This window comes from Arthrobacter sp. HLT1-20 (assembly GCF_054510895.1).
The window spans coordinates 1-18,531 of record NZ_JBTNDR010000003.1 but is presented as its reverse complement, the minus strand read 5'-3'; the positions used below and the strand labels follow the sequence as shown (position 1 = coordinate 18,531).

Sequence of the window (18,531 nt, the reverse complement as noted above, 5' to 3'; positions counted from 1 at the left end):
GTCATCAATACGGCATGTGGTTAGGGGCGAACAACGGTGACCACCGTGTTCGGATCGGCGTAGACGGCGTAACCGAGCCAGCTCGGGTCGTAAGACTCTCGGGCCCTCTCGCGGGCCCGCCGCACAGCGGCACTAAGAAGGACCCGCGGTTCCGCGAGAAGTGATTTGTAGAGCTCGATCGAGTAGTCGCCAGCAGGTTCATCCTCGATCGACCACAACGTACCAATGAACACGCCTGCACCGGCGGCTAAGAAGGCGGACCCGAACCCGGAAGTCGGCGAGGCCACCACGCCCGTCTGGCAGGCGTTCAACACAATCACTGCCCCCGCGGCGCGGCCAGGCTCAACGGGTGAGAACGGCAGCGTCATCTGCAACTGTGCCACTGTGAACTGCTCCCCGGCATTGAGGAGCAAATGCTGGACCGGAGGCACCGCAACGTCGATGCCTCCGTGACCGGCAAAGTGGAAGAGGGAGAACCGGCTCCCGCTCAGGATCCGATTGAGGGTTGCCGTGTCCGCCGGGTCGATGACCTGTGCGTGGTATTGGGTGCACAGGAATCCGACCTCGACGGCGACGTTGTGCAGGCCGCTCGTCGGTGCAAGCACCAGCACGTTCGGCGGTTCGATTTGGACGGCGGTGACTTTCGGGGTGCCCGTGAGCCACCTGAACACTCCGCGGGCACCGAGGAAAAAGGGCGAATCCTGCTCCTCCTGTGGCTCCGCACCCGGTTCGTTTTGCGGGGCGTGCACCCGGGTGATCTCCCACGGGATCTCGGTCTCATTCGTCGAGAGGTAGATGTCGCCCAGCGTTGCGCGTTGCCGCCAGAGTTCTGCGCGGATGGCCGCCGGAAAGAGGTTGTCAAAGAGCGTCCCACCATGGATGGCCAATGCCTCCGCCCACCGCTGCGACCGGAGGGCATGATCCTTGATGGACGCATGTTGGTTCCAGAGCCCGAGCAGATTCGCGTAGAAGGCCAACAATTGGGGGCCACGGGCAAACTCCGTTCTGCCCTGCACCACGCCGTGGTCGCTACGGAGTTGGAAGCTCAGGGCGGTCTTTTCGGGGTCGGTGTCGAAGCCTCCCTGCGTGATTTGCAGTTGCCAGTTCTGCGGATAGAGGCCCGCGTCCAGCTCAACGCGCGCAGCATTCTCAACCAGCCGCTCCACACCGGCCTCAGCAACTGCGTTAAGCCGGAAGACGGCTAGCAGCGTGAGCTTCTGCGTAATCCTGACCTCCACAAGCACCGGCCCGGGCCCGAACGCACTGAGAGCGAAGGTCCAGCTGATACCGTCCGCTCCGGAAGGTATCAGCGGAATGAGTGGATCTTCAGCCCTTATCAGTTTGACGTTCTGAATGCGGAGGACCTCCACAGTCACCGGAACGTCCTTCTCCCCCGTGACAATCACGGCGTCGGATCCTGGCTCGACGTCGGGACCATTTATTGTGACAACCAGATCGAATGTCTTATCAACAGGGACGCGCTCAGGCATCGCGGCCGTGACGCTCGCGCGTACGATTCCCGCAGGCAGCGCCGCCTCCGCACGGTCAGTCGCAACGACCTCGCAAAAGGCGCCAGGGAGCGGCTCGTCCCTGGGATCGCGACCTCCCGCCCTGATGAAGAAACCCGTCGCCAGTGTCCGCTGAAGCGACTCCGCAGCGAATCGAGCCTTCCAATCGCCACCGGGGCCTGAGGTACCGGGTCCCACCCACTGCTGGTCTGCGATGCGGATGTCTGGCTCCAGTTCGGCTCCGAGGGCGAACCGTGGTTGATGCCGAAAGGAGAGCACGATCAGCTCCGCGACGGGTTCGCCCACCTCCACCCGCACCCAGAGGTAACCGGATGACCCCTTGTTCGTTTTATCGTCGAGCCAGCCGACGAATCCAGCCCGTGTGATCAACAGCAGACGCTCACGGTTCGGCACAAGCCGCAGAATAACGGTCCGTTCGGTTCCGCGCCCGCCGATGCGGATGCGGGTCAGTGCTTCTGGGGGCCTAGTGGCGGGAATACCGACGGCGGCAAGTCGTTCGACGGCGCGCGCATTCAGTCGCACACCAGCGTAAGCAGTCCATGACACCTTTGCCACGCTCATCGTGCCCCGCTTCTTCGTCGGCATTCGAAGAGACCCTCCGCCACGCCGTCCAGAGCAGTCTAACGCCGGATCCTCATGCTGAGAAAGGGGCCCACGAGACTAAAGTCTCCCGGGAACCATGTTGCCGTGGCGATACCGGCGTCGGAGTCCGGAAACCATACGACTTGACGAGCATAGAAACCAGTTCTCGTACTCTTCGGGCTGGGTGCCTCCCGGCGGAATGTGGGAGCACACAACGGTCATCCAACATCGTTAAAGCTCGGCCTGGCAACACCGTGTCTACGCTTCGACACGGCCCCGCACGACCAGAGGGTTAAGCGTGCCCAAGGCGGGGTTCGAGCCAGAATATTGCCCTGCCAAACACTACGAAGTAGCGAACTGCCGCGGATTTCCAGCCACTACGGTCCAGTCCAATCCAAACCGGGCCCGTCCAGCAGGAAAAGTGTTGCCACGGTCAACACAACTATTTCACATCAATTTCGAGGTTGACGTGGGATCGTGAACACACTGCCCATGTCGGTATGTCAAAGGCCATGAGCACCGGCACCGGCAAGATCGTTGGGACGTTCCAAGAAGCCACGGCAATCGGCCTGATTCTCGCTCCCAAACGGGCAACTAAACCTTGGGGCAGGCTACTCGGAGTTCAGTGTTGCTGGGTGGCTTTGATGCCGGTATTCACTGTCTGAAACTCGATCGAGGCTAGCTGGCCACATTGGTGAACCGGCACGCACACTCATGGACATGGAATACTCTCGCGCGAGCAATGTCCACATCCGCGGAGTCCTGGCCCTGCTCCGCAACGATCCGCGGGTCCACTGGTCCACGGCTTTGCGGAGCATGGACTCGAAGGCTTATTGCAGGCAGTGGCCCACGGGGATGTCACCTGCCTGGAGTTGCTCAGACTCTATCTCCAGTCCTGCGGCAACCAGAAAGTCATAGCTTGGGAAGGTTTCCTCGGCAGGCCCACGCTCTACGCCAGACTTGCCCGCCTCGAAGACCTCTTTGGCGCCAACATGGCGGCTGCCGAGTCACGCACCTCGCTGCACGTTGCGCTGATGCTTCCTCAACTGCGGAAGGTGTGGACCCACGGCGCAAACACCCAGCGCCGCACTACCCCAATCAAGTCACCATGCCAGCCCGCATACGGAATAAGCACTCGGTCAGTGTTGACTGATGATGCCTCCTGAGCGTCAACGCAACTTGGAAATCGCCATCAATTCCGGCGCTATATGCCTGAATCCGCCCCGCGGCGGGCTATCAATCCGCCCGCGTGCCTGCTGTTCGTCGGTCAAGCGCGGGCAGGGTGCAGGAAACAAGTGACTCCGCTGCGCCACGGACCGCCGCGAGGATGCGTACTCGGTCGATACTGCCTGCAAGAATGCCCATGACCAGCCCGTCTTCGAGACCCAGCAATATGCGGGCAAGATCGGGTGTTGGCATGTTAATTGCGAAGTCACCGGCCTCGACGCCAGCGTCAAGGATGCCTTTGTAGATGGAGACTTGCTTGTCCGTGAGTACGCGCTCAATGGCACTCATTTCGGAGTCGCGCAGGCTTGTGCTCCAGAACTCGTAAAGAATTGTCGAGAGGTCATTGTCCAACCCTCCGGTGATTCCTGCCTGGATTGCGGCGGTAAGCATCGCAGGCGCTGATGGAGCCTGTTCGTCCACTGCAGCGCCTAGCTGGTCGATGAACTCATCCGTGACCACCCTAACCACCTCGCGGACCAACGCACTGAGGCTGTCGAAGTAGTAGAGAGCGGCGTTGGGCTCCATCTTGGCTTCCGCAGCGATCGCCCGCAGCGTCGTTCCCGCCGCCCCGTCGCGCACGGCAACCATCCTCGCTGCATGGATCAGCCTCTCCCGCTGGAGGGCCTGAGTGTTTGGGCGTGCCATGGAACCATTCTGCCCCATCCATCGCAGTGGATTTCGCACCGACCCTTGACAGTCACATCCATTGTTGTTTGAATGTGATTCAAATAACAATCAAACCCAACCTAGAAGGCCAACAACCATGGTGAGACAAGATTCCGAAGCGCTGGCGGCGGTACCAACCCCACAGACCCAGACGAAGGGGCTACGCGGGAATTCCTTGGGATTGGCGCGTTCCATGGCCCTGGGCCTGGCCGCGGTCGCCCCGGCCTACAGCCTGGCGGTGACCCTCGGATTCGTGGTCACTGCGGTAGGCCAGCACACACCGGCTGCCTTCCTGCTCGGATTCGTGCCGATCCTTTTGACGGCTTTCGCATTCCGAGATCTGAACAGAGAGATGCCGGATTGCGGTGGAAATTTTGTTTGGACGTCCCGTGTGTTCGGACCCACCACAGGATGGTTTCTGGGTGGGTGGATCACCCAAATGGCAAGTTTCATCGCCATGGCCGCTTTGGCACAGGTCGCCACTACCTATCTTCTGCAATTCGCTGGGCTGGACTCGCTCGCTGACAATGCAGTCACTACTTCCGCCATCGGGTGCGGGCTGATCATTCTGAGCACGCTGGTCGCTGTGCGGGGCATCGAGATTGCGGCATGGTTACAATACGCACTGATCGCCCTCCAGCTCATCGCGATCGGGGGCTTTTGTGTGGGTGCGTTCGCGCATGCAGCCAACGGGTCCGCCCTCCCCGGCGCCGAAACCCCCACCCTGGGCTGGCTGAATCCCTTCAATTTCGGCGACCTCAGTGGCCTGACCCAGGGAGTGCTGTTGTGCCTGTTCATCTACTGGGGCTGGGACGCGTTGATCTCTGCGAACGAAGAAACGACCGATAGCTCCCGCACGCCTGGCCGTGCCGTTGTACTCTCAACCATCATCCTGCTGGTCTGCTACGGGACCACCTCCTTCGCCGCTCTCGCCTACGCAGGGTCGGGCAGCAGCGGCATTGGGGACCCGGATGTCGTTGGTGATGTCCTGTCAGCTCTCGGTCCCGGAGTAACGGGGCCAATCTTTGGGAAGGTTATCGTCTTAGCAGTCGGGCTCTCTGCCCTGGCCGCCATGTTGACAGTATCTGTGAGCATTCCCCGAATGTGGCTCAGCATGAGCATATTCAAGGCGCTACCGGCGCGCCTAGGTAGGGTCCACCCGCAATGGAAGACCCCGTATGTCGCCACGCTCTGGTGTGGAGGATTGAGCGCCACAGTCCTCATCGGGCTGACGCTCATTGCGCCGAATTTTATTGGCTATGCGATCCTTTCCGTCGGACTGCTCATCGCTGCCTACTACGGCGGGACCGCGGTGGCATGCGTGGTCTACTTCCGCAAGCAGTTCCGCTCGCCCAGGGCGCTGCTTCTCAAGGGCATACTGCCCGGAACCGGCGCCCTCCTGATGGCCGCTGCGTTCGTCATCAGCGCCGTTGACATGTTCAGCCCGGCCTACGTTGATTCCTCATGGCTCGGCATCGGAACAGTCTTCTGGATCGGCGTCGGCGCTCTCGTGCTGGGCGTCATCGTCGTCCTTGCGATCCGGCCCGCCCTTCCAGGCTTCTTCCGGCAGAACAGCCTGCCCCGAGGTGATGCGACCAGCCCACCGCTGCAGTTGACTGTCACCGAGAAACTCGAAATCAAGCTCATCGAAAGCGAATAGATCTCCATGCGCACTCTCACCATTGCCGTCCTGCAAACCGCGCCCGAGCCACAAAACCTTGAAGCGACGTGGCAGAAGTTTGTGCAGCAGGCAAGGAATACATGCTCGCTCTTCCCCCATGTTGACCTGATCGTTGTGCCGGAACTGCTCCTTGCGGCCCCGGACCGGCTTCTGGCTTCCGATCCAGACTTCGAGGCCCGCTCGGCCGCTCCGATACCGGGCCCGCTTACAGATCGGATCGGCGCTTTGGCCCGGGAATTGGATGTCTGGCTGGTGCCCGGGTCCCTGACCGAGATTGGCGAGGACGGGTTGACCTACAACACGGCCATCGCCGTCAGCCCACAAGGCGACATTGCCGCCCGCTACCGCAAACTCTTCCCCTGGGCACCGTATGAGACTTCGCATCCGGGCTCGGAATTCGTCACCTTCGATATCGAAGGAATCGGCCGGGTGGGATTGGCCATTTGCTATGACGGCACCTTTCCAGAAGTTGCCAGGCAACTTGCCTGGTTGGGCGCAGAGGTCATCATCCAGCCAACCCTCACGTCTACCCGTGACCGCGAGATGGAAATAGTCATGTCCCGGGCGAACGCGTTTGCCAACCAGATTTTTGTGGTCAACGTCAACGCCTCCGACCCCGTCGGAGTCGGTAGCAGCTTGATCGCCGACCCGGACGGGACAATCATGCAGATCGCCGGCAGCGGTGAGGAAATCCTCATCGGAGTCCTGGATCTGGACCGTGTATCGCAGGCGCGGGCGCTGGGAACACTGGGGCTCAACCGTCCATGGGACCTGCTGGCCAACGATACAGGTGCAATTCAGTTCCCGATGTTCGGCGGCGCACGCTTCCACCGTCCGCCCTGGTTCCACGACGGCGCGGACTCCAACCCCAGCCGCAACGAGCCACCAAAAGCCCCGCTCCTGGACCGATCCTAGGCCCTCGAAGACCTGCCGTCTGTCCGCTCGCCTTCTCTCCCCGGCCTGGCCGCCCCGAACGTCTCCGACTACGTCGGACGGGCGCGGATGCCCAACCACGATTAAGGAACACCTATGTCCAACATCTTTGCTGACACCATTGTCGTCAACGCTTCGGTGCATACCCTCGACCCAGCGCAGCCTGGCTGTGACACAATCGTCATTGCTGGGGGTCGCGTGATTGCCACTGGCGGCGCGGCGCTGGTCAAGGAACACAGGGGTTCGGGCACGTCAGTCGTCGACGCCCATGGGCACACCGTGACACCTGGCCTCATTGACGCGCACATTCACCCTATTGAGGGGGTCGAGGCAACTGTCGGTGTCGACTTCGGCGGCATAGTCACGTTCAACGCTTTCCTGGCCGAGCTCCGCACTGAGGCCGACCGGGTTCTTGCCCACGAACCGGCCGGCTGGGTGCGCGGATGGAACATCGACTACGGCGTCTTCGAGGGGCGCACCATCACGGCCGATCTGATTGAGGACGCCGTCCGCGGACTCCCGGCGTTCCTGCTGCTTTTCGACTTGCACACCGCGCTGGCAAGCCGGGCGGCGCTGAAGGCAGCAAACATTATCGGTCCCAGAAAATTCGCCGATTCCTCTGAGATTGTTGCCACCAATGAAGGCCTGCCTACTGGTGAGCTGCGTGAGGCGACTGCCTGCAACCTGGTCGCGGCTGCCGCACCAGCCCTGACCCGCGCACAGGCAGTCGGGCGCGCCCGTGAGATCATGATGAACCTCTCCAAGAGCGGCATCACGGCCGGATCCATCATGGACGGCGACATCGCGTCACTGGACTTTCTCGATGAAGTCGACAGCACCGGCGCCGGACTTCCACTAAGGCTGGTTGCCGCGCTGGGGCACACGCCCGGGCTGGATGCCCACACGGTCAGCGATTACCTTGCGGCCAAGAACCGTTCCGGTCGTCGTTGGCGCGGGGGACTTATTAAGATGTTCCTCGATGGGGTAATCGATACCGGCACCGGCTGGATGTATGAGGCCGACACCTTCGGCGACGGCCTGCACTCGTTCTGGCCAGACCCGAGTGAGTTCTCCGCCACGGTCAAGCATTACAGCGATGAGGGCTTCCAAATTGCTACACACGCCATCGGCGACAAGGCCATCGGAGTGGCCATCGACGCCTACATTGCGGCGGGGGTGACCTCGGTCCGCCATGCTCCTCACCGGATCGAGCACCTCGAGTGTCTCGCCGACCAGGATCTTGCCAGGCTGGCAGGTGCTGGCATTACGGCGTCCATGCAGCCACTGCACATGCAATGGCGCCATGCTGACGGTTCCGATTCCTGGGCCAGACGGCTGGGCCCGGACCGGGCCAGCCTCGCCTGGCGCGCGCAGGATGTGCTGACGTCCGGCGCACCGCTTGCTCTGGGATCCGACTGGCCCGTTGCTCAGTACGACGTACGCATTGGCATGGCATGGGCCCGGCTGCGCCGCACACCCGGGCAGCCAGATGCACATGTGTTTGAACCGCAGCAGCGGCTCTCACCGACCGAAACGTTGAAAGGGTTTACCTCGTGGGCTGCGAGGGCACAGGGCGACCACGATGCCGGCAGCATCCGGCCAGGCTACCGCGCCGATCTGACGATGTGGGCCGAGGACCCGCTCAAGGTCTCTGGCGATCAACTCATCGACGTTCCGATCACATCGACCTGGGTCGACGGCACGGCGGTGTTCACCTGGGAAGGATAGTACCAACGCCCAAGCTGAAGCAGGGAAACAATAGCAGTCTCACACGCCAGTTGCCGCCAGTAAAGGTCTCATCCGGTGGCGGCAACCGGAAATGTAGCCCCGGATGATGAGAGCAACCATATGAACATAATCTCTGGTGCTTCTTGAACCGAAAGCTACCGCGCCAAGGGCCTGTTTGCAGCATCCTCACGGGCAAACGCAATTCCACCGGACTTCCCACGGTGTGAAACAACGCTTGCCATGCCCCTGATTTTTCGCCCGTGCGAACGCATTTCGGGTTTTTGGGAACGCTTGAACACGAAAACCCTCTGCAAACAGAGGGTTCAGCGTGCCCAAGGTGAGCCTCGAACTAAATTTCAGTCCGTGCAAACGAAGGGAAGCCCCGACATCCTGCGGCAGCACAACCCGATTCGATCCAGTCCATGCCAGTCCTGCAGGAGAAGTGTTCCCAATGGGAACAACTCCGTGATGATGGTTCTCGGCTTGAGAATCCCATAAACGGCGAGCATGGATGTTCAAGGCTCAGCGTCGCCGCCCACACAACGGCGGTATGAATTCAGAGAACGGTCAGCGAGTCACCGGCTATGCTCCGGTGACGCTTACGGTGAATAGATTGGGCCCGCTTCGCGTAACTTTCACTTGGTCTCTTGGTGCGTTAGAACTGATGGAAACATGGGCAATCGCCGTTTCCAAAGTGTGGTCGATCGTGGAGTGGTCCCAGATCTTCAGGGTCAGGGAATTGGATTCAAAGTTCATGCGCCATTGCTTTCTTTGATGGTTTTCCGGCCGCCTCTTCATTGAGACAACAGCCTCAGCCTATGCGAGCACACGCCACCAATAGGGTGCAGTGTGACTGAGAACACGGGCGATGGTGGCATGGATCCTTAACGAAGCCGCGTTTGATGAGGACGTGACAGGTGCAGGACTCGCTGGTCGCTAAAATGCCGGAGACCCTGCCGCTTGCCGGCGCCGACCGGCCAGCGAATGGCCTACGACGCCGGATTCCTCACCGAAATTGTCCAGGTGGCTCGGGACACGCAGACGGTCCTCGCAGTGGCTGGCGCCGAGGTTGACCACCTGCCGCGCACACGCCGTCGAGCTGGTCGATGTCAACTCCAAGGCCAGTCCACTGGGCGCGAACGGCGATCAGTTCGGGCCCGATGCTTGTGCCGCATCAGCGTCGCTGATGCGAATAAAATCCACGTCCTCGTGCCGCACGTTCATTCCGTTGGCATCGACCAGGACCGCTTGCACACGCTCTTGGCCAGCCCTGGTCACGGGAACCAGGCTCGCCCCTGACCCACGAGGAACATTCGCTTCTCCCCACTGCTGCATGGCTACGAGTACCAGCTTGAGTTCATTGCCGGCCGCTGTCAGCTCGTAGGCATCACGCGTCCGTTGCCCTTGTTCTTGATAGGGAACCTTCTCCAAGACGCCGTGCTCCACGAGTGTGTTGAGCCGTGCACTGAGCACGTCACTGGCGATACCCAAAGAGTCCCGGAACTGCGCGAAGGTACGTTTCCCCAGGAGTGCCTCACGGAGCAGGAGGAAGCTCCAGGAATCACTGAGGACACCAAGTGATCTGGCAATACCGCACTGGCTGTCGAGTGCGTTCATGAGGGTTGCTGACTTACGAGGCATGTTCCAACCGTAGCTTGAATCTGCACAACCAATCCAGCAGCAACGTTTGCCCGGCTGTCGCATCAGGTCATCGACAGCACTAGCTTACGGCTCTCCAAACCGAATTATTAAGGCTGAGTTGCCATAACCAATTTAGCATCGGTATGGTAGATCCAGCCCGCCCGGCCATGTGAATGGCATTGTCACCCGCGCAAACATTCCTGTTTCGAGAAACCGAAGGATAGCCCGTGACACCACCGCCAGAGATGCCGAGGACCCGTTCGCGCACTATTCACTACCAACGCCCGGAACAGGACAAGAAAAAGCTATTAGAGCGGACCGGCCTCGAGCAGTTGCGCACACTAGCCGACGGCCTGACCCCACCACCCCCTATCAGCAGCCATGTGGGGCTCGAATTCGTTTCCGTCGCCGAGGGCGATGTGGTGATGACAGCGCAACCTGACGAGTCACAGTACAACCCGATCGGCTCGGTCCATGGAGGATTCTTTGCCACAGTTCTTGACTCGGTGTGCGGGTGTGCCGTGCACAGCACGCTGCCCGCCGGCGTCGGGTATACGAGCTTGGAGATCAAGGTGTCCTTCCTTCGGCCCATCACCGCGGAAACGGGAACCGTCACCGCCCACGGCTGGGTCACCCACCGTGGCAAGAGTGCATCCTTCGCCGAGGCCGATATTCGCGACAGCGAGGGCCGCGTGCTGGCCACCGCATCAAGCACCTGCCTGATCATCCCGATGGGCCCCGCACAATGAGCCGCCAGTCACCCAGCGAACTGCGGCTGCCGGCGCGCAAGCGGGGACAACTAGGAAAGCGTGGCGCGTTCTTGGCCGCCGCATCCGTGCTCGCCCTGGTGCTGTGGTCCTCCGGAGCCCCGAGCACGCTGTACCCCAGCTACGCCGAAAAATGGGATCTGGCCCCGGTGGTGATGACCAGCGTCTTCGCCACCTATCCCCTGGCCCTCATCGTGGTGTTACCGCTCTTCGGCAACCTCTCCGACCTCTACGGACGTCGTTTGGTCATGATCGGCGGAGTCACGCTCATCGCACTCTCCACATTGCTGTTCGCCTTCGCACCAAACGTCGGCTTCCTCTTCGCCGGCAGGGCGCTGCAGGGCATTGGTTCCGGTCTGGCCATGGGAGCGGCAACCGTGTCGCTGATTGAGAACAATCCCAGACTTAGCCCACGCTTTGCCAGTACGACGGCGACAGTTGCGACAGCGACGGGGCTCACCTTGGCCCTCTTCGTCAGCGGACTGATGGCACAGTATGCGCCGCAGCCCTTGGTGTTGAGCTACATCGTCCTGCTCGTGCTGGCTATCGCGGCGACGGCAGCCCTGCTCATGACACCGGGCGACCGGCCCGACGTCCGGCAGCGGTGGCGCCCTCAGTCCCCCAAGGTTCCGCACGGAATCAGGATGAGTTTCCTGATCGCCACATTGTCGGTGGCGCTTGCCTATTCCATGGGCGCGATCTTCCTTTCCCTGGGAGCGCACATGATCGCCCAGTTCGCACAGACAGACAACCGGGCGATCGTCGGTTCGCTCCTGGCAAGCTCATCTGTAGCGATCTGCCTCACCGCACTGCTGGCGGTACGGGTTCCGGCCCGTTCCCAGGTGTGGGCCGGGGCCGTGCTGACGGTCGTCAGCCTGGCCCTGATGGTTGGGGCAAGCACTTTTGGATCAAGCGCCCTGTTTCTGAGCTGGTGTCTTGTGGGTGGCAGCGCCTATTCCCTGGCATTCACCGGCGGGCTCGGCCTCATCAACAGCGTCGCACCCGCACGCCACCGAGGGGCAACGCTCTCGTTGCTGTACCTCGTCGCTTACCTTTTCCAAGCCGTTACGGCCATCGGAGTCGGCGCACTTGCCACCTCAGGATCCCTGAGCACAGCCGTGATAGCCGCGGCCGCTGCCCTGGCTGGCGTCTGCATCCTCGTGGTTGTCCTGCTCAAGATCTCGACTCGCCATGCGCCGCAGACTGAGAGGGCCGGCAACGCTTAGCGACGACGGTATCACCGCCGCCGAATCTATTGAAGGCCATGGTCGGCCGTGGCATGCTGAAATAAGCCACTTCGAGGAGGAATCATGCAACGGATTGTGCCCAACGTTTGGTGCCAAGGCAACGCCGTGGAGGTCGGAGCGTTCTACTCTGCGGTGCTTCCTCAAACGTCAGCTACGACAACCATGAATTATCCAACGGAAGGCTTGCTGGACTTCCAAGGTGATTTCGCTGGGCAGGCGCTCGTCGTTGATGTGATCGTCAGTGGTTACCAGATCCGCCTCATCAATGCCGGGAATGAATTCCGCCCCACACCTGCCATCTCGTTCATTTTGAACATGGATCCGCTCCTGTTCGACGGCGGCGAGGACGAGGCAAGCTCCCGTATCCGCAGCATCTGGGAAGCCTTCGCAGAAGGCGGCCAGGTGCGCATGGAGTTAGGCGAATATCCGTTCAGTAAGCTCTACGGCTGGGTCGAAGACCGCTTTGGGGTGAACTGGCAGCTGATGTTGAGCGACCCTGCAGGAGATCGGCGCCCCCTGGTGATTCCACAGTTCCTCTTCACCGGACCCGTGGCCCAGGCCCAGCAGGCAATCGACCTCTACACCGGGCTTATTCCAGATTCAGGCACCGGCATGGTCATGCCCCATCCGGACGAAGCAAACGGCATCATGTTCGCCGAATTCCAACTCGCCGGTCAGTGGTTCTCCGGCATGGATGGCGGCGCCGATCACGAATTCACGTTTACACCAGGGCTGTCACTGGAAATTTCCTGTGCTGATCAGGACGAAATCGATCGGTTGTGGGAGGCACTTTCCAGCGTGCCCGAGGCCGAACAATGTGGCTGGGTGGTGGACCGCTACGGCTTGAGCTGGCAAATCGTGCCGGAGAACATGGGCGAGCTCATGCAGCACCCGGGGGCCTTTGCGCGGATGCTCGACATGAAGAAACTCATCATTGCCGAGCTGTGACGTACCCAGTCACGGCGCTGTTTATGCGGTTGTGGCGGCTAGTTGCGGATAGAGCTTTTCGATGGGGCACTCAGACCTGCCTTAAGAATCAAAACCACGCACTGATCTGCGAGAGAGCCAGGACGCCGGTCCATTCCAGAGTCTCGCCCAGCCGGGCATCCTGGTGGCCGTCATTGAGGGCGTCGAGTGCGTCGGCTCCGTGCCGCAGCGATACGTTACGGGTCAGCGGACAATTTTGAAGTTGAAGGCAGGTGTGCCGAGTGCGCCCCAGAGGCGGAGCCAGACGGGCAGGAGCATTTCGGTCCCCCGGGCGGTGGTGATGTCACCGAGGTCGATGACGTCCCGGTGGCCGAAGTCCTTTAGGAGCGCGGTAACGGTGCGCTTGGCATCGGCGTCGTTCCCGGAAACGAAGACCGTGCTGGACTCCGAAAGTTGGTCAGGGTGGACCATGAGGTCCGCATTGAGGGTGTTGAGGGCCTTCACGACGCGGGCGGCGGGGAAGGCACGCTGGATCTGTTCACCGAGGGAATCAGTGTCCTTGACGAACAGAGTCGGGGGCATGCCGTGGCTGAAGTCGAGAGGGTTGGCGAGGTCGAGAATGACCTTGCCGCTTAGATTTTCCGCACCGACAAGAGCCAGAACCTCCAGGGAGGCGCCGCCGTTGGTGGCATTCATGATGAGTTCGGATCCGGCGGCAGCGTAAGCGAAGCTGGCCACGGACACGTCGGGATTCCCGGCAGCCCAGGCGGCGAAGGGTGCGTTGCCCATGGCGTCGACCTCGGTGCGGGCCAGCGTGGCCTCGGCATCGCGAGTGCCGATGGTGACATCGTGCCCAAGTTCGACGAGCCGCGCAGCGATGGTTCGCCCGACAGCGCCTGTTCCGAGAATGGCGGTCTTCATGGGTTGATCTCCTTGTGGTTTCTTCTGCTGCAAAGCCTCAACCCGGTGCGACGGATCGTTCTCAATAGGCTGTAACGGATCGATCCGCCTGTCAACCTTTGGACGCAGTCTGCACTTCAGCCAAGGTGGAGGCCATCCTCGTGTTTGAATCCCCCTGTCAACACGGCATTAAGCGTGCCCAAGGTGGGATTCGAACCAGACTTCAGCCCCCGGAAACAAGCGGAAGTTGCGAACCACCGCGGCAGTACGGCCCAGTACGACGCAGTCCGGGCCAGTCCAACAGGAAATGTGTTGACACTGTCAACCGGCATCATTGACACCAATATCCTCGATCGATTCCTGCGCAATGAATGCGATTGTCACCATTCGGTGACACAATGGATTGAGGAAGGGATGACGCCATGACATTTGAGAGCCACATTGACACACCCGCCGCGGCCGGAGCATTGATCCGTGCCCAGCGGCTGAAACATGGCTGGACGCAACAGGCATTGGCCGATGCGGCTGGCGTCTCACGGAAGTTCCTCATTGACCTCGAATCGGGACATGACCGTGCCGAACTTGGCAAGACCATGGCAGTCCTAACGGCGTTAGGGCTCTCCCTCTCCACCACCACGCCTATCCCCCGCGGCAGCCAGCACGATCCCGAAAGGCGCGACTACGCAGCCACCTTCACAGACCTCCTGGCAAAGAAGGATTTTGAATTCGCCATCAAGATGCTTGCCGACTACGCCAGCGCGTCCATGAAAGCCGGCAAGCCACTCCTCCAACGCAGCCCAAGACTAAAAGATCCGCAATGGTCTGCCGCTCTGGCGGCAATCACCAACTACACCGCACACCGCCTCGGCCAACCAACGCCAACCTGGACCAGACGCATTCAACCTCTCAAAGAAGCTTGGATGCCAGCCCAGTCCTACCGGAGCGTCCGCGACCCCATGAAGCAACTCACCCAGTCTGAAACACCGCACGAGCTCGCCGCCATGAACGTCTTCATCCGCGAACGCAGCCTGGCCACAGCATGAGCGGAGGCGAACTCACCGGTGAGCAAATCTTGGCCCTACTGCATGAACTCGCCAACAGGCTGGCGGCCAATGGCATACATGGGGACATCAAACTCGTCGGCGGCGCCGCACTCGTCCTCCAGGGCATCGGCAACCGTCCTACCGCAGACATCGATGCGAGCTACGCCGAGAAAGCCATCGTCAACTCGATCGTGGCCGAGATGGCCACAGACTACGACCTAGCCAGTGACTGGCTCAACTCCAACGCATCGGCCTTCATTCCCGAGAACGCCAGCTGGATCACCCTTGAAGAACTCGACGGACTAACCATCCAAGCAGCCGACAGCGAAACACTCCTGGCCATGAAGATCGCCGCCGAACGAGACAAAGACACCCTCGACATCGCCCGCCTCCTGCGCAAACTCAACATCACCAACGCCACCGACGCCGTAGACCTCGCCTTCAACAAATATGGACAACACTCCATCCCACTCGCCGCCACCCGCGACAACTACCTCATCGTCGTCGACGACGCCCTCGACGCCGCAACAACACTCGCGCCAGAGAACAACTTCTAGCTCACACGCCAAGGCCGCCGGAATTGATCCCGTGAGGACACCACTCGCGTGGACGCACACCAGGAACCTTGCGAAACATCAGCCAACAGCAACCGCGGCACCATTTTCCAAGAAGTCACGTTGAAGATGACATGACGGCCTTACTCCACGAGACCAGTCAAGGCGACACGGCCACAATTGTTCCGAATGAGCTACACCATTCCAGTTCGATCAACGGAAACCAAAGTGGCGTGAATCTGCGCAGGAACAGCTTCTAGGGCTTTACCGAGTAATGTTTCCAGCGGAACAGCCAACGGTGATCGATTAACGTCTATGATCTCCGTCCAAACAACGGGCTTGTACCTCGTGACCATGGACAATGCGTAAAGGAATATCCACCACGTCAATAGCGGGTCAAGCGTTTTGCCGGTACTTCCGCACGCTGGCATCAAGACCGCACTTCCACGAAGCTGTCGAGCCGGGTTCCTCAATCCTTCGAAGGAGAAGACAGCCTCGTCTGTTCGAATCCCGTTGTCATCCGAGTACGAACCTCCCCTGAACTTCAAGACACTCGCCCCAGCTAGGTCTGGATAGACAGCACGCAATTGCGCCGCGTCGCCTGCCATCTCCTCTTCAGTAGCTTGAAGTGTCAGAGTTGTCTCAGGAGGAAACTCTTTGCTTAAGTACTGATTGTGGATCCAGCGAGGTTGATTGAAACTACCCAAAGGATAATCCAAATGCAGCTCGGGGATCATATTCCAGATCTCGCCCATGGAAACTGTTTCCTCTAGCGACGACGAACTAAGAATATTCGCCAAGCGACCGTATGATGTGTCGTCATTTCCCTCGGACCTCACCTTCATTTGCCAAAACGTTTTCGAGGTGACCGAATTGAAATCAGCCACGCGCAGCCCATGGCCGCTAACTTCTGGTGACTTGCCAATCTTAGGGGGTGTTAGAGCGGCGGCTATTGCCCGGCCTGCCTGAGAGATCCCATAGTAGAGATTGAGAGCTCGTGACTCGAATCCAACGTGTGCCGCCGCTTGAAATTGCTGCTGCGCCTGCTCCAACGAGCTCGTGAACAACTTCTGCCGCGACGCGGGCATCCTGACAGGAGGACTCAAGCGTAATGCTCGAACTTTCCTCCACGATTCCTCGGGTGAGTCAGATTCCATTTCAAAATATCGCTTCGGCATGTTTCCAGTATGCCCGAATGGTGCGGCTGAAGAATCCACTTGGCAGCTACAAACTTTGGGCCTGGAAAAGGCGGCCTCAACGGGAAACCCGCTACCTCCACTAATCAGAATGACGTTATCCCAGAATCTTCCGTCGGCGTAGTCCAAGATACCTAGAATCGGTCTGTATTTGGAAGAGGTTAGAACCACTCGCTGGCTCAGCATTCAAGACCCTGCCAAGGGTATTGAACTGCACAATAAGGATCTGGACCGCTTCGCCCAGGTCTACAACAATGAACGGCCCCATCGGGCCCTGGGGCGCCGCACCCGGCCCAAGCCTACAAAAGTGCCCCGAAAGCAGCACCCTACGTACCCACCACCGGCGCACACCGACAAGATCGATGACGTGGGAAAAGTATCGCTGCGCTATCAAGGCAAACTACTCCACCTCGGTGTGGGACGCGCACACATCGGTGCGGACATCACAGTCCTCGTCGCCGACAACGCCGCAACCGTCATCCACACCACCACCGGAGAAATTCTCGGCGAGTACACACTCGACGCCACCAAGAACTACCAGCCCAAAAAGAAAAAGTCCCCGGCAGAAGCCGAGGACCAATCTTAAAGAACGATGTCGCGAGACATGTATGAACCATGTCCCGCGACATCACAAGCGTGCCCAAGGTGGGATTCGAACCCACACACCTTTCGATACTGCATTTTGAGTGCAGCGCGTCTGCCGTTCCGCCACTTGGGCCTTAGCAAAGCGTTCATACGAACACTGTTACGAAGATCACGTCCGGGTTTTGGAATCGCTTCCGAACCAGTGCGCGCATCTACTCTACATGGAGATAGGCTGTTTTGTAGAACCAAGGCCCACTTTGGGGTCAATTTTTGCTAAATGTGGTGTAACTCACCTCTTCTAAGGAGTTTTTTGTGTCGGAACAGACCGAAACCAAACCCACCACACCCGCACGCCGCGTCATTGTTGCCGAGGATGAGACCCTGATCCGCCTGGACATCATGGAAATCCTCCGCGGCGAAGGCTACGACGTGGTTGGCGAAGCGGACAACGGTGAGAAGGCAGTGGAGCTCGCCAAGGAGCTCAAGCCCGATCTGGTTCTTATGGACGTCAAAATGCCCGTCATGGACGGCATCACGGCCGCCGAGATCATCGTCAAAGCCCGCATTGCCCCCGTGGTCCTGCTGACAGCATTCAGCCAGAAGGAACTGGTGGAGCGTGCCCGCGACGCCGGCGCCATGGCCTACGTGGTCAAGCCCTTCACCCCCGCAGACCTTCTCCCCGCCCTGGAGATCGCCCTCTCCCGCCACGAGGAGATCAAAGCCCTCGAGGACGAGGTTTCCGACCTTCAGGAGCAGTTCGCCACCCGCAAGCTTGTGGAGCGCGCTAAGAGCCTCCTGACCACCAAGATGGGCCTCACCGAGCCCGAGGCCTTCCGCTGGATCCAGAAGACCTCCATGGACCGCCGCCTGAGCATGCGCGAGGTCGCCGAGACCATCATCAACCAGGTCAACTAGACGATATGAGGTGAGGGCCGGGGCCTTCTGTTTCACAGCTTCCGTGGGTTGCCAGTGAACAACCTCCTTGGCATTTCGGCCTTTGGAGCGTTGCATTGGTAGTGCCACATGTGAGTTTTGGGAGGTCCCGGCTATGTTTCAGCATACGTTTATTGGGCTCGATGTTCACGCGGTTTCCGTGGTGGGATGCGCGTTGAATCCCGACACCGGGGAGCTGGTGAGGATGGCCATGGATTCAGACCCGGCGGTCGTCCTGGACTGGATCCTCCGCTTCGAACCACCCGTGAAAGCCGTCTACGAGTCCGGCCCGACCGGTTACGTGCTCGTCCGGTACCTGCGGGAGGCCGGCATCGACTGCGTGGTCGCGGCATCCTCGAAACTGTTGAGAGCACCGGGCGACAAGGTCAAAA

The 18,531-nt window shown here is 60.2% G+C and carries 16 protein-coding genes, 1 tRNA gene and 1 pseudogene; 12 read left to right on the top strand and 6 right to left on the bottom strand.

Annotated features, from left to right (window positions below):
- Positions 1–20 precede the first annotated feature (20 nt).
- The gene (locus ACX80Q_RS02590; protein WP_459328956.1) at positions 21–2,051 is read right to left on the bottom strand and encodes a CHAT domain-containing protein; all 2,031 of its coding nucleotides are present in this window, start codon (positions 2,049–2,051) and stop codon (positions 21–23) included.
- 902 nt (positions 2,052–2,953) lie between these two features.
- Between ACX80Q_RS02590 and ACX80Q_RS02585 the strand changes: the two genes are divergently transcribed.
- Positions 2,954–3,277, top strand: coding sequence for a helix-turn-helix domain-containing protein (locus ACX80Q_RS02585; protein WP_459328955.1), 324 nt, complete (start codon positions 2,954–2,956; stop codon positions 3,275–3,277).
- Between the two features lie 70 nt (positions 3,278–3,347).
- Here ACX80Q_RS02585 and ACX80Q_RS02580 read toward each other — a convergent pair whose 3' ends face one another.
- Positions 3,348–3,983: a TetR/AcrR family transcriptional regulator gene (locus ACX80Q_RS02580; RefSeq protein ID WP_459328954.1), complete on the bottom strand. Its 636-nt coding sequence runs from the start codon at positions 3,981–3,983 to the stop codon at positions 3,348–3,350.
- Between the two features lie 118 nt (positions 3,984–4,101).
- Here ACX80Q_RS02580 and ACX80Q_RS02575 point away from each other — a divergent pair, with 118 nt between their 5' ends.
- The 3 genes from ACX80Q_RS02575 (at position 4,102) to ACX80Q_RS02565 (ending at position 8,346) form a co-directional block, all read left to right on the top strand.
- The gene (locus ACX80Q_RS02575) at positions 4,102–5,664 is read left to right on the top strand and encodes an APC family permease (RefSeq protein WP_459328953.1); all 1,563 of its coding nucleotides are present in this window, start codon (positions 4,102–4,104) and stop codon (positions 5,662–5,664) included.
- Between the two features lie 6 nt (positions 5,665–5,670).
- The gene (locus tag ACX80Q_RS02570; protein WP_459328952.1) at positions 5,671–6,600 is read left to right on the top strand and encodes a carbon-nitrogen hydrolase family protein; all 930 of its coding nucleotides are present in this window, start codon (positions 5,671–5,673) and stop codon (positions 6,598–6,600) included.
- Positions 6,601–6,714: 114 nt separating this feature from the next.
- Positions 6,715–8,346 carry an amidohydrolase gene (locus ACX80Q_RS02565; RefSeq protein WP_459328951.1) on the top strand — a complete coding sequence of 544 codons (1,632 nt, stop codon included), beginning with the start codon at positions 6,715–6,717 and terminating at the stop codon, positions 8,344–8,346.
- A 1,146-nt stretch (positions 8,347–9,492) separates the two neighbouring features.
- Here ACX80Q_RS02565 and ACX80Q_RS02560 read toward each other — a convergent pair.
- Positions 9,493–9,987, bottom strand: a complete 495-nt coding sequence (locus ACX80Q_RS02560) for a winged helix-turn-helix transcriptional regulator (RefSeq protein ID WP_459328950.1) — start codon at positions 9,985–9,987, stop codon at positions 9,493–9,495.
- Positions 9,988–10,214: 227 nt separating this feature from the next.
- Here ACX80Q_RS02560 and ACX80Q_RS02555 point away from each other — a divergent pair, with 227 nt between their 5' ends.
- The 3 genes from ACX80Q_RS02555 (at position 10,215) to ACX80Q_RS02545 (ending at position 12,949) form a co-directional block, all read left to right on the top strand.
- Positions 10,215–10,736 (top strand): PaaI family thioesterase, encoded by a 522-nt coding sequence (locus ACX80Q_RS02555; protein WP_459328949.1) that lies wholly within the window; start codon positions 10,215–10,217, stop codon positions 10,734–10,736.
- Positions 10,733–11,980, top strand: coding sequence for an MFS transporter (locus ACX80Q_RS02550; RefSeq protein ID WP_459328948.1), 1,248 nt, complete (start codon positions 10,733–10,735; stop codon positions 11,978–11,980). Before ACX80Q_RS02555 ends, ACX80Q_RS02550 begins: the two co-directional genes overlap by 4 nt.
- Before the next feature lie 84 nt (positions 11,981–12,064).
- Positions 12,065–12,949: a VOC family protein gene (locus ACX80Q_RS02545; protein WP_459328947.1), complete on the top strand. Its 885-nt coding sequence runs from the start codon at positions 12,065–12,067 to the stop codon at positions 12,947–12,949.
- A 222-nt stretch (positions 12,950–13,171) separates the two neighbouring features.
- On the opposite strand, the gene ACX80Q_RS02540 is transcribed toward ACX80Q_RS02545, so the two are convergent.
- Positions 13,172–13,849 carry an NADPH-dependent F420 reductase gene (locus ACX80Q_RS02540; protein ID WP_459328946.1) on the bottom strand — a complete coding sequence of 226 codons (678 nt, stop codon included), beginning with the start codon at positions 13,847–13,849 and terminating at the stop codon, positions 13,172–13,174.
- A gap of 401 nt (positions 13,850–14,250) precedes the next feature.
- Between ACX80Q_RS02540 and ACX80Q_RS02535 the strand changes: the two genes are divergently transcribed.
- Together ACX80Q_RS02535 and ACX80Q_RS02530 are read left to right on the top strand one after the other, a co-directional pair.
- Positions 14,251–14,871 (top strand): helix-turn-helix transcriptional regulator, encoded by a 621-nt coding sequence (locus ACX80Q_RS02535; protein ID WP_459328945.1) that lies wholly within the window; start codon positions 14,251–14,253, stop codon positions 14,869–14,871.
- Entirely contained in the window at positions 14,868–15,428 is a 561-nt protein-coding gene (locus tag ACX80Q_RS02530; RefSeq protein ID WP_459328944.1) for a DUF6036 family nucleotidyltransferase, read from the top strand. Before ACX80Q_RS02535 ends, ACX80Q_RS02530 begins: the two co-directional genes overlap by 4 nt.
- 191 nt (positions 15,429–15,619) lie before the next feature.
- Here ACX80Q_RS02530 and ACX80Q_RS02525 read toward each other — a convergent pair whose 3' ends face one another.
- Positions 15,620–16,603, bottom strand: a complete 984-nt coding sequence (locus tag ACX80Q_RS02525; RefSeq protein ID WP_459328943.1) for a YaaC family protein — start codon at positions 16,601–16,603, stop codon at positions 15,620–15,622.
- A 169-nt stretch (positions 16,604–16,772) separates the two neighbouring features.
- On the opposite strand from ACX80Q_RS02525, the gene ACX80Q_RS02520 reads away from it, so the two are divergent.
- Positions 16,773–17,207, top strand: coding sequence for a hypothetical protein (locus ACX80Q_RS02520; protein ID WP_459328942.1), 435 nt, complete (start codon positions 16,773–16,775; stop codon positions 17,205–17,207).
- A gap of 51 nt (positions 17,208–17,258) precedes the next feature.
- Here ACX80Q_RS02520 and ACX80Q_RS02515 read toward each other — a convergent pair.
- Positions 17,259–17,339 (bottom strand) — tRNA-Leu (locus ACX80Q_RS02515).
- A gap of 179 nt (positions 17,340–17,518) precedes the next feature.
- On the opposite strand from ACX80Q_RS02515, the gene ACX80Q_RS02510 reads away from it, so the two are divergent.
- Both ACX80Q_RS02510 and ACX80Q_RS02505 read left to right on the top strand, forming a co-directional pair.
- A complete protein-coding gene (locus ACX80Q_RS02510) occupies positions 17,519–18,121 on the top strand; it encodes an ANTAR domain-containing response regulator (RefSeq protein ID WP_103465939.1) in 603 nt (200 codons plus the stop codon).
- A 133-nt stretch (positions 18,122–18,254) separates the two neighbouring features.
- A pseudogene (locus ACX80Q_RS02505) lies at positions 18,255–18,531 on the top strand (IS110 family transposase); the annotation flags it as partial.

What these genes read in the sequence shown, in the direction of transcription:
- ACX80Q_RS02580 (WP_459328954.1), bottom strand. Translation starts at nt 3,983, where the DNA reads ATGGCACGCCCAAACACTCAGGCCCTCCAGCGGGAGAGGCTGATCCAT.
- ACX80Q_RS02575 (WP_459328953.1), top strand. Translation starts at nt 4,102, where the DNA reads ATGGTGAGACAAGATTCCGAAGCGCTGGCGGCGGTACCAACCCCACAG.
- ACX80Q_RS02570 (WP_459328952.1), top strand. Translation starts at nt 5,671, where the DNA reads ATGCGCACTCTCACCATTGCCGTCCTGCAAACCGCGCCCGAGCCACAA.
- ACX80Q_RS02565 (WP_459328951.1), top strand. Translation starts at nt 6,715, where the DNA reads ATGTCCAACATCTTTGCTGACACCATTGTCGTCAACGCTTCGGTGCAT.
- ACX80Q_RS02560 (WP_459328950.1), bottom strand. Translation starts at nt 9,987, where the DNA reads ATGCCTCGTAAGTCAGCAACCCTCATGAACGCACTCGACAGCCAGTGC.
- ACX80Q_RS02550 (WP_459328948.1), top strand. Translation starts at nt 10,733, where the DNA reads ATGAGCCGCCAGTCACCCAGCGAACTGCGGCTGCCGGCGCGCAAGCGG.
- ACX80Q_RS02545 (WP_459328947.1), top strand. Translation starts at nt 12,065, where the DNA reads ATGCAACGGATTGTGCCCAACGTTTGGTGCCAAGGCAACGCCGTGGAG.
- ACX80Q_RS02540 (WP_459328946.1), bottom strand. Translation starts at nt 13,849, where the DNA reads ATGAAGACCGCCATTCTCGGAACAGGCGCTGTCGGGCGAACCATCGCT.
- ACX80Q_RS02535 (WP_459328945.1), top strand. Translation starts at nt 14,251, where the DNA reads ATGACATTTGAGAGCCACATTGACACACCCGCCGCGGCCGGAGCATTG.
- ACX80Q_RS02530 (WP_459328944.1), top strand. Translation starts at nt 14,868, where the DNA reads ATGAGCGGAGGCGAACTCACCGGTGAGCAAATCTTGGCCCTACTGCAT.
- ACX80Q_RS02525 (WP_459328943.1), bottom strand. Translation starts at nt 16,603, where the DNA reads ATGCCGAAGCGATATTTTGAAATGGAATCTGACTCACCCGAGGAATCG.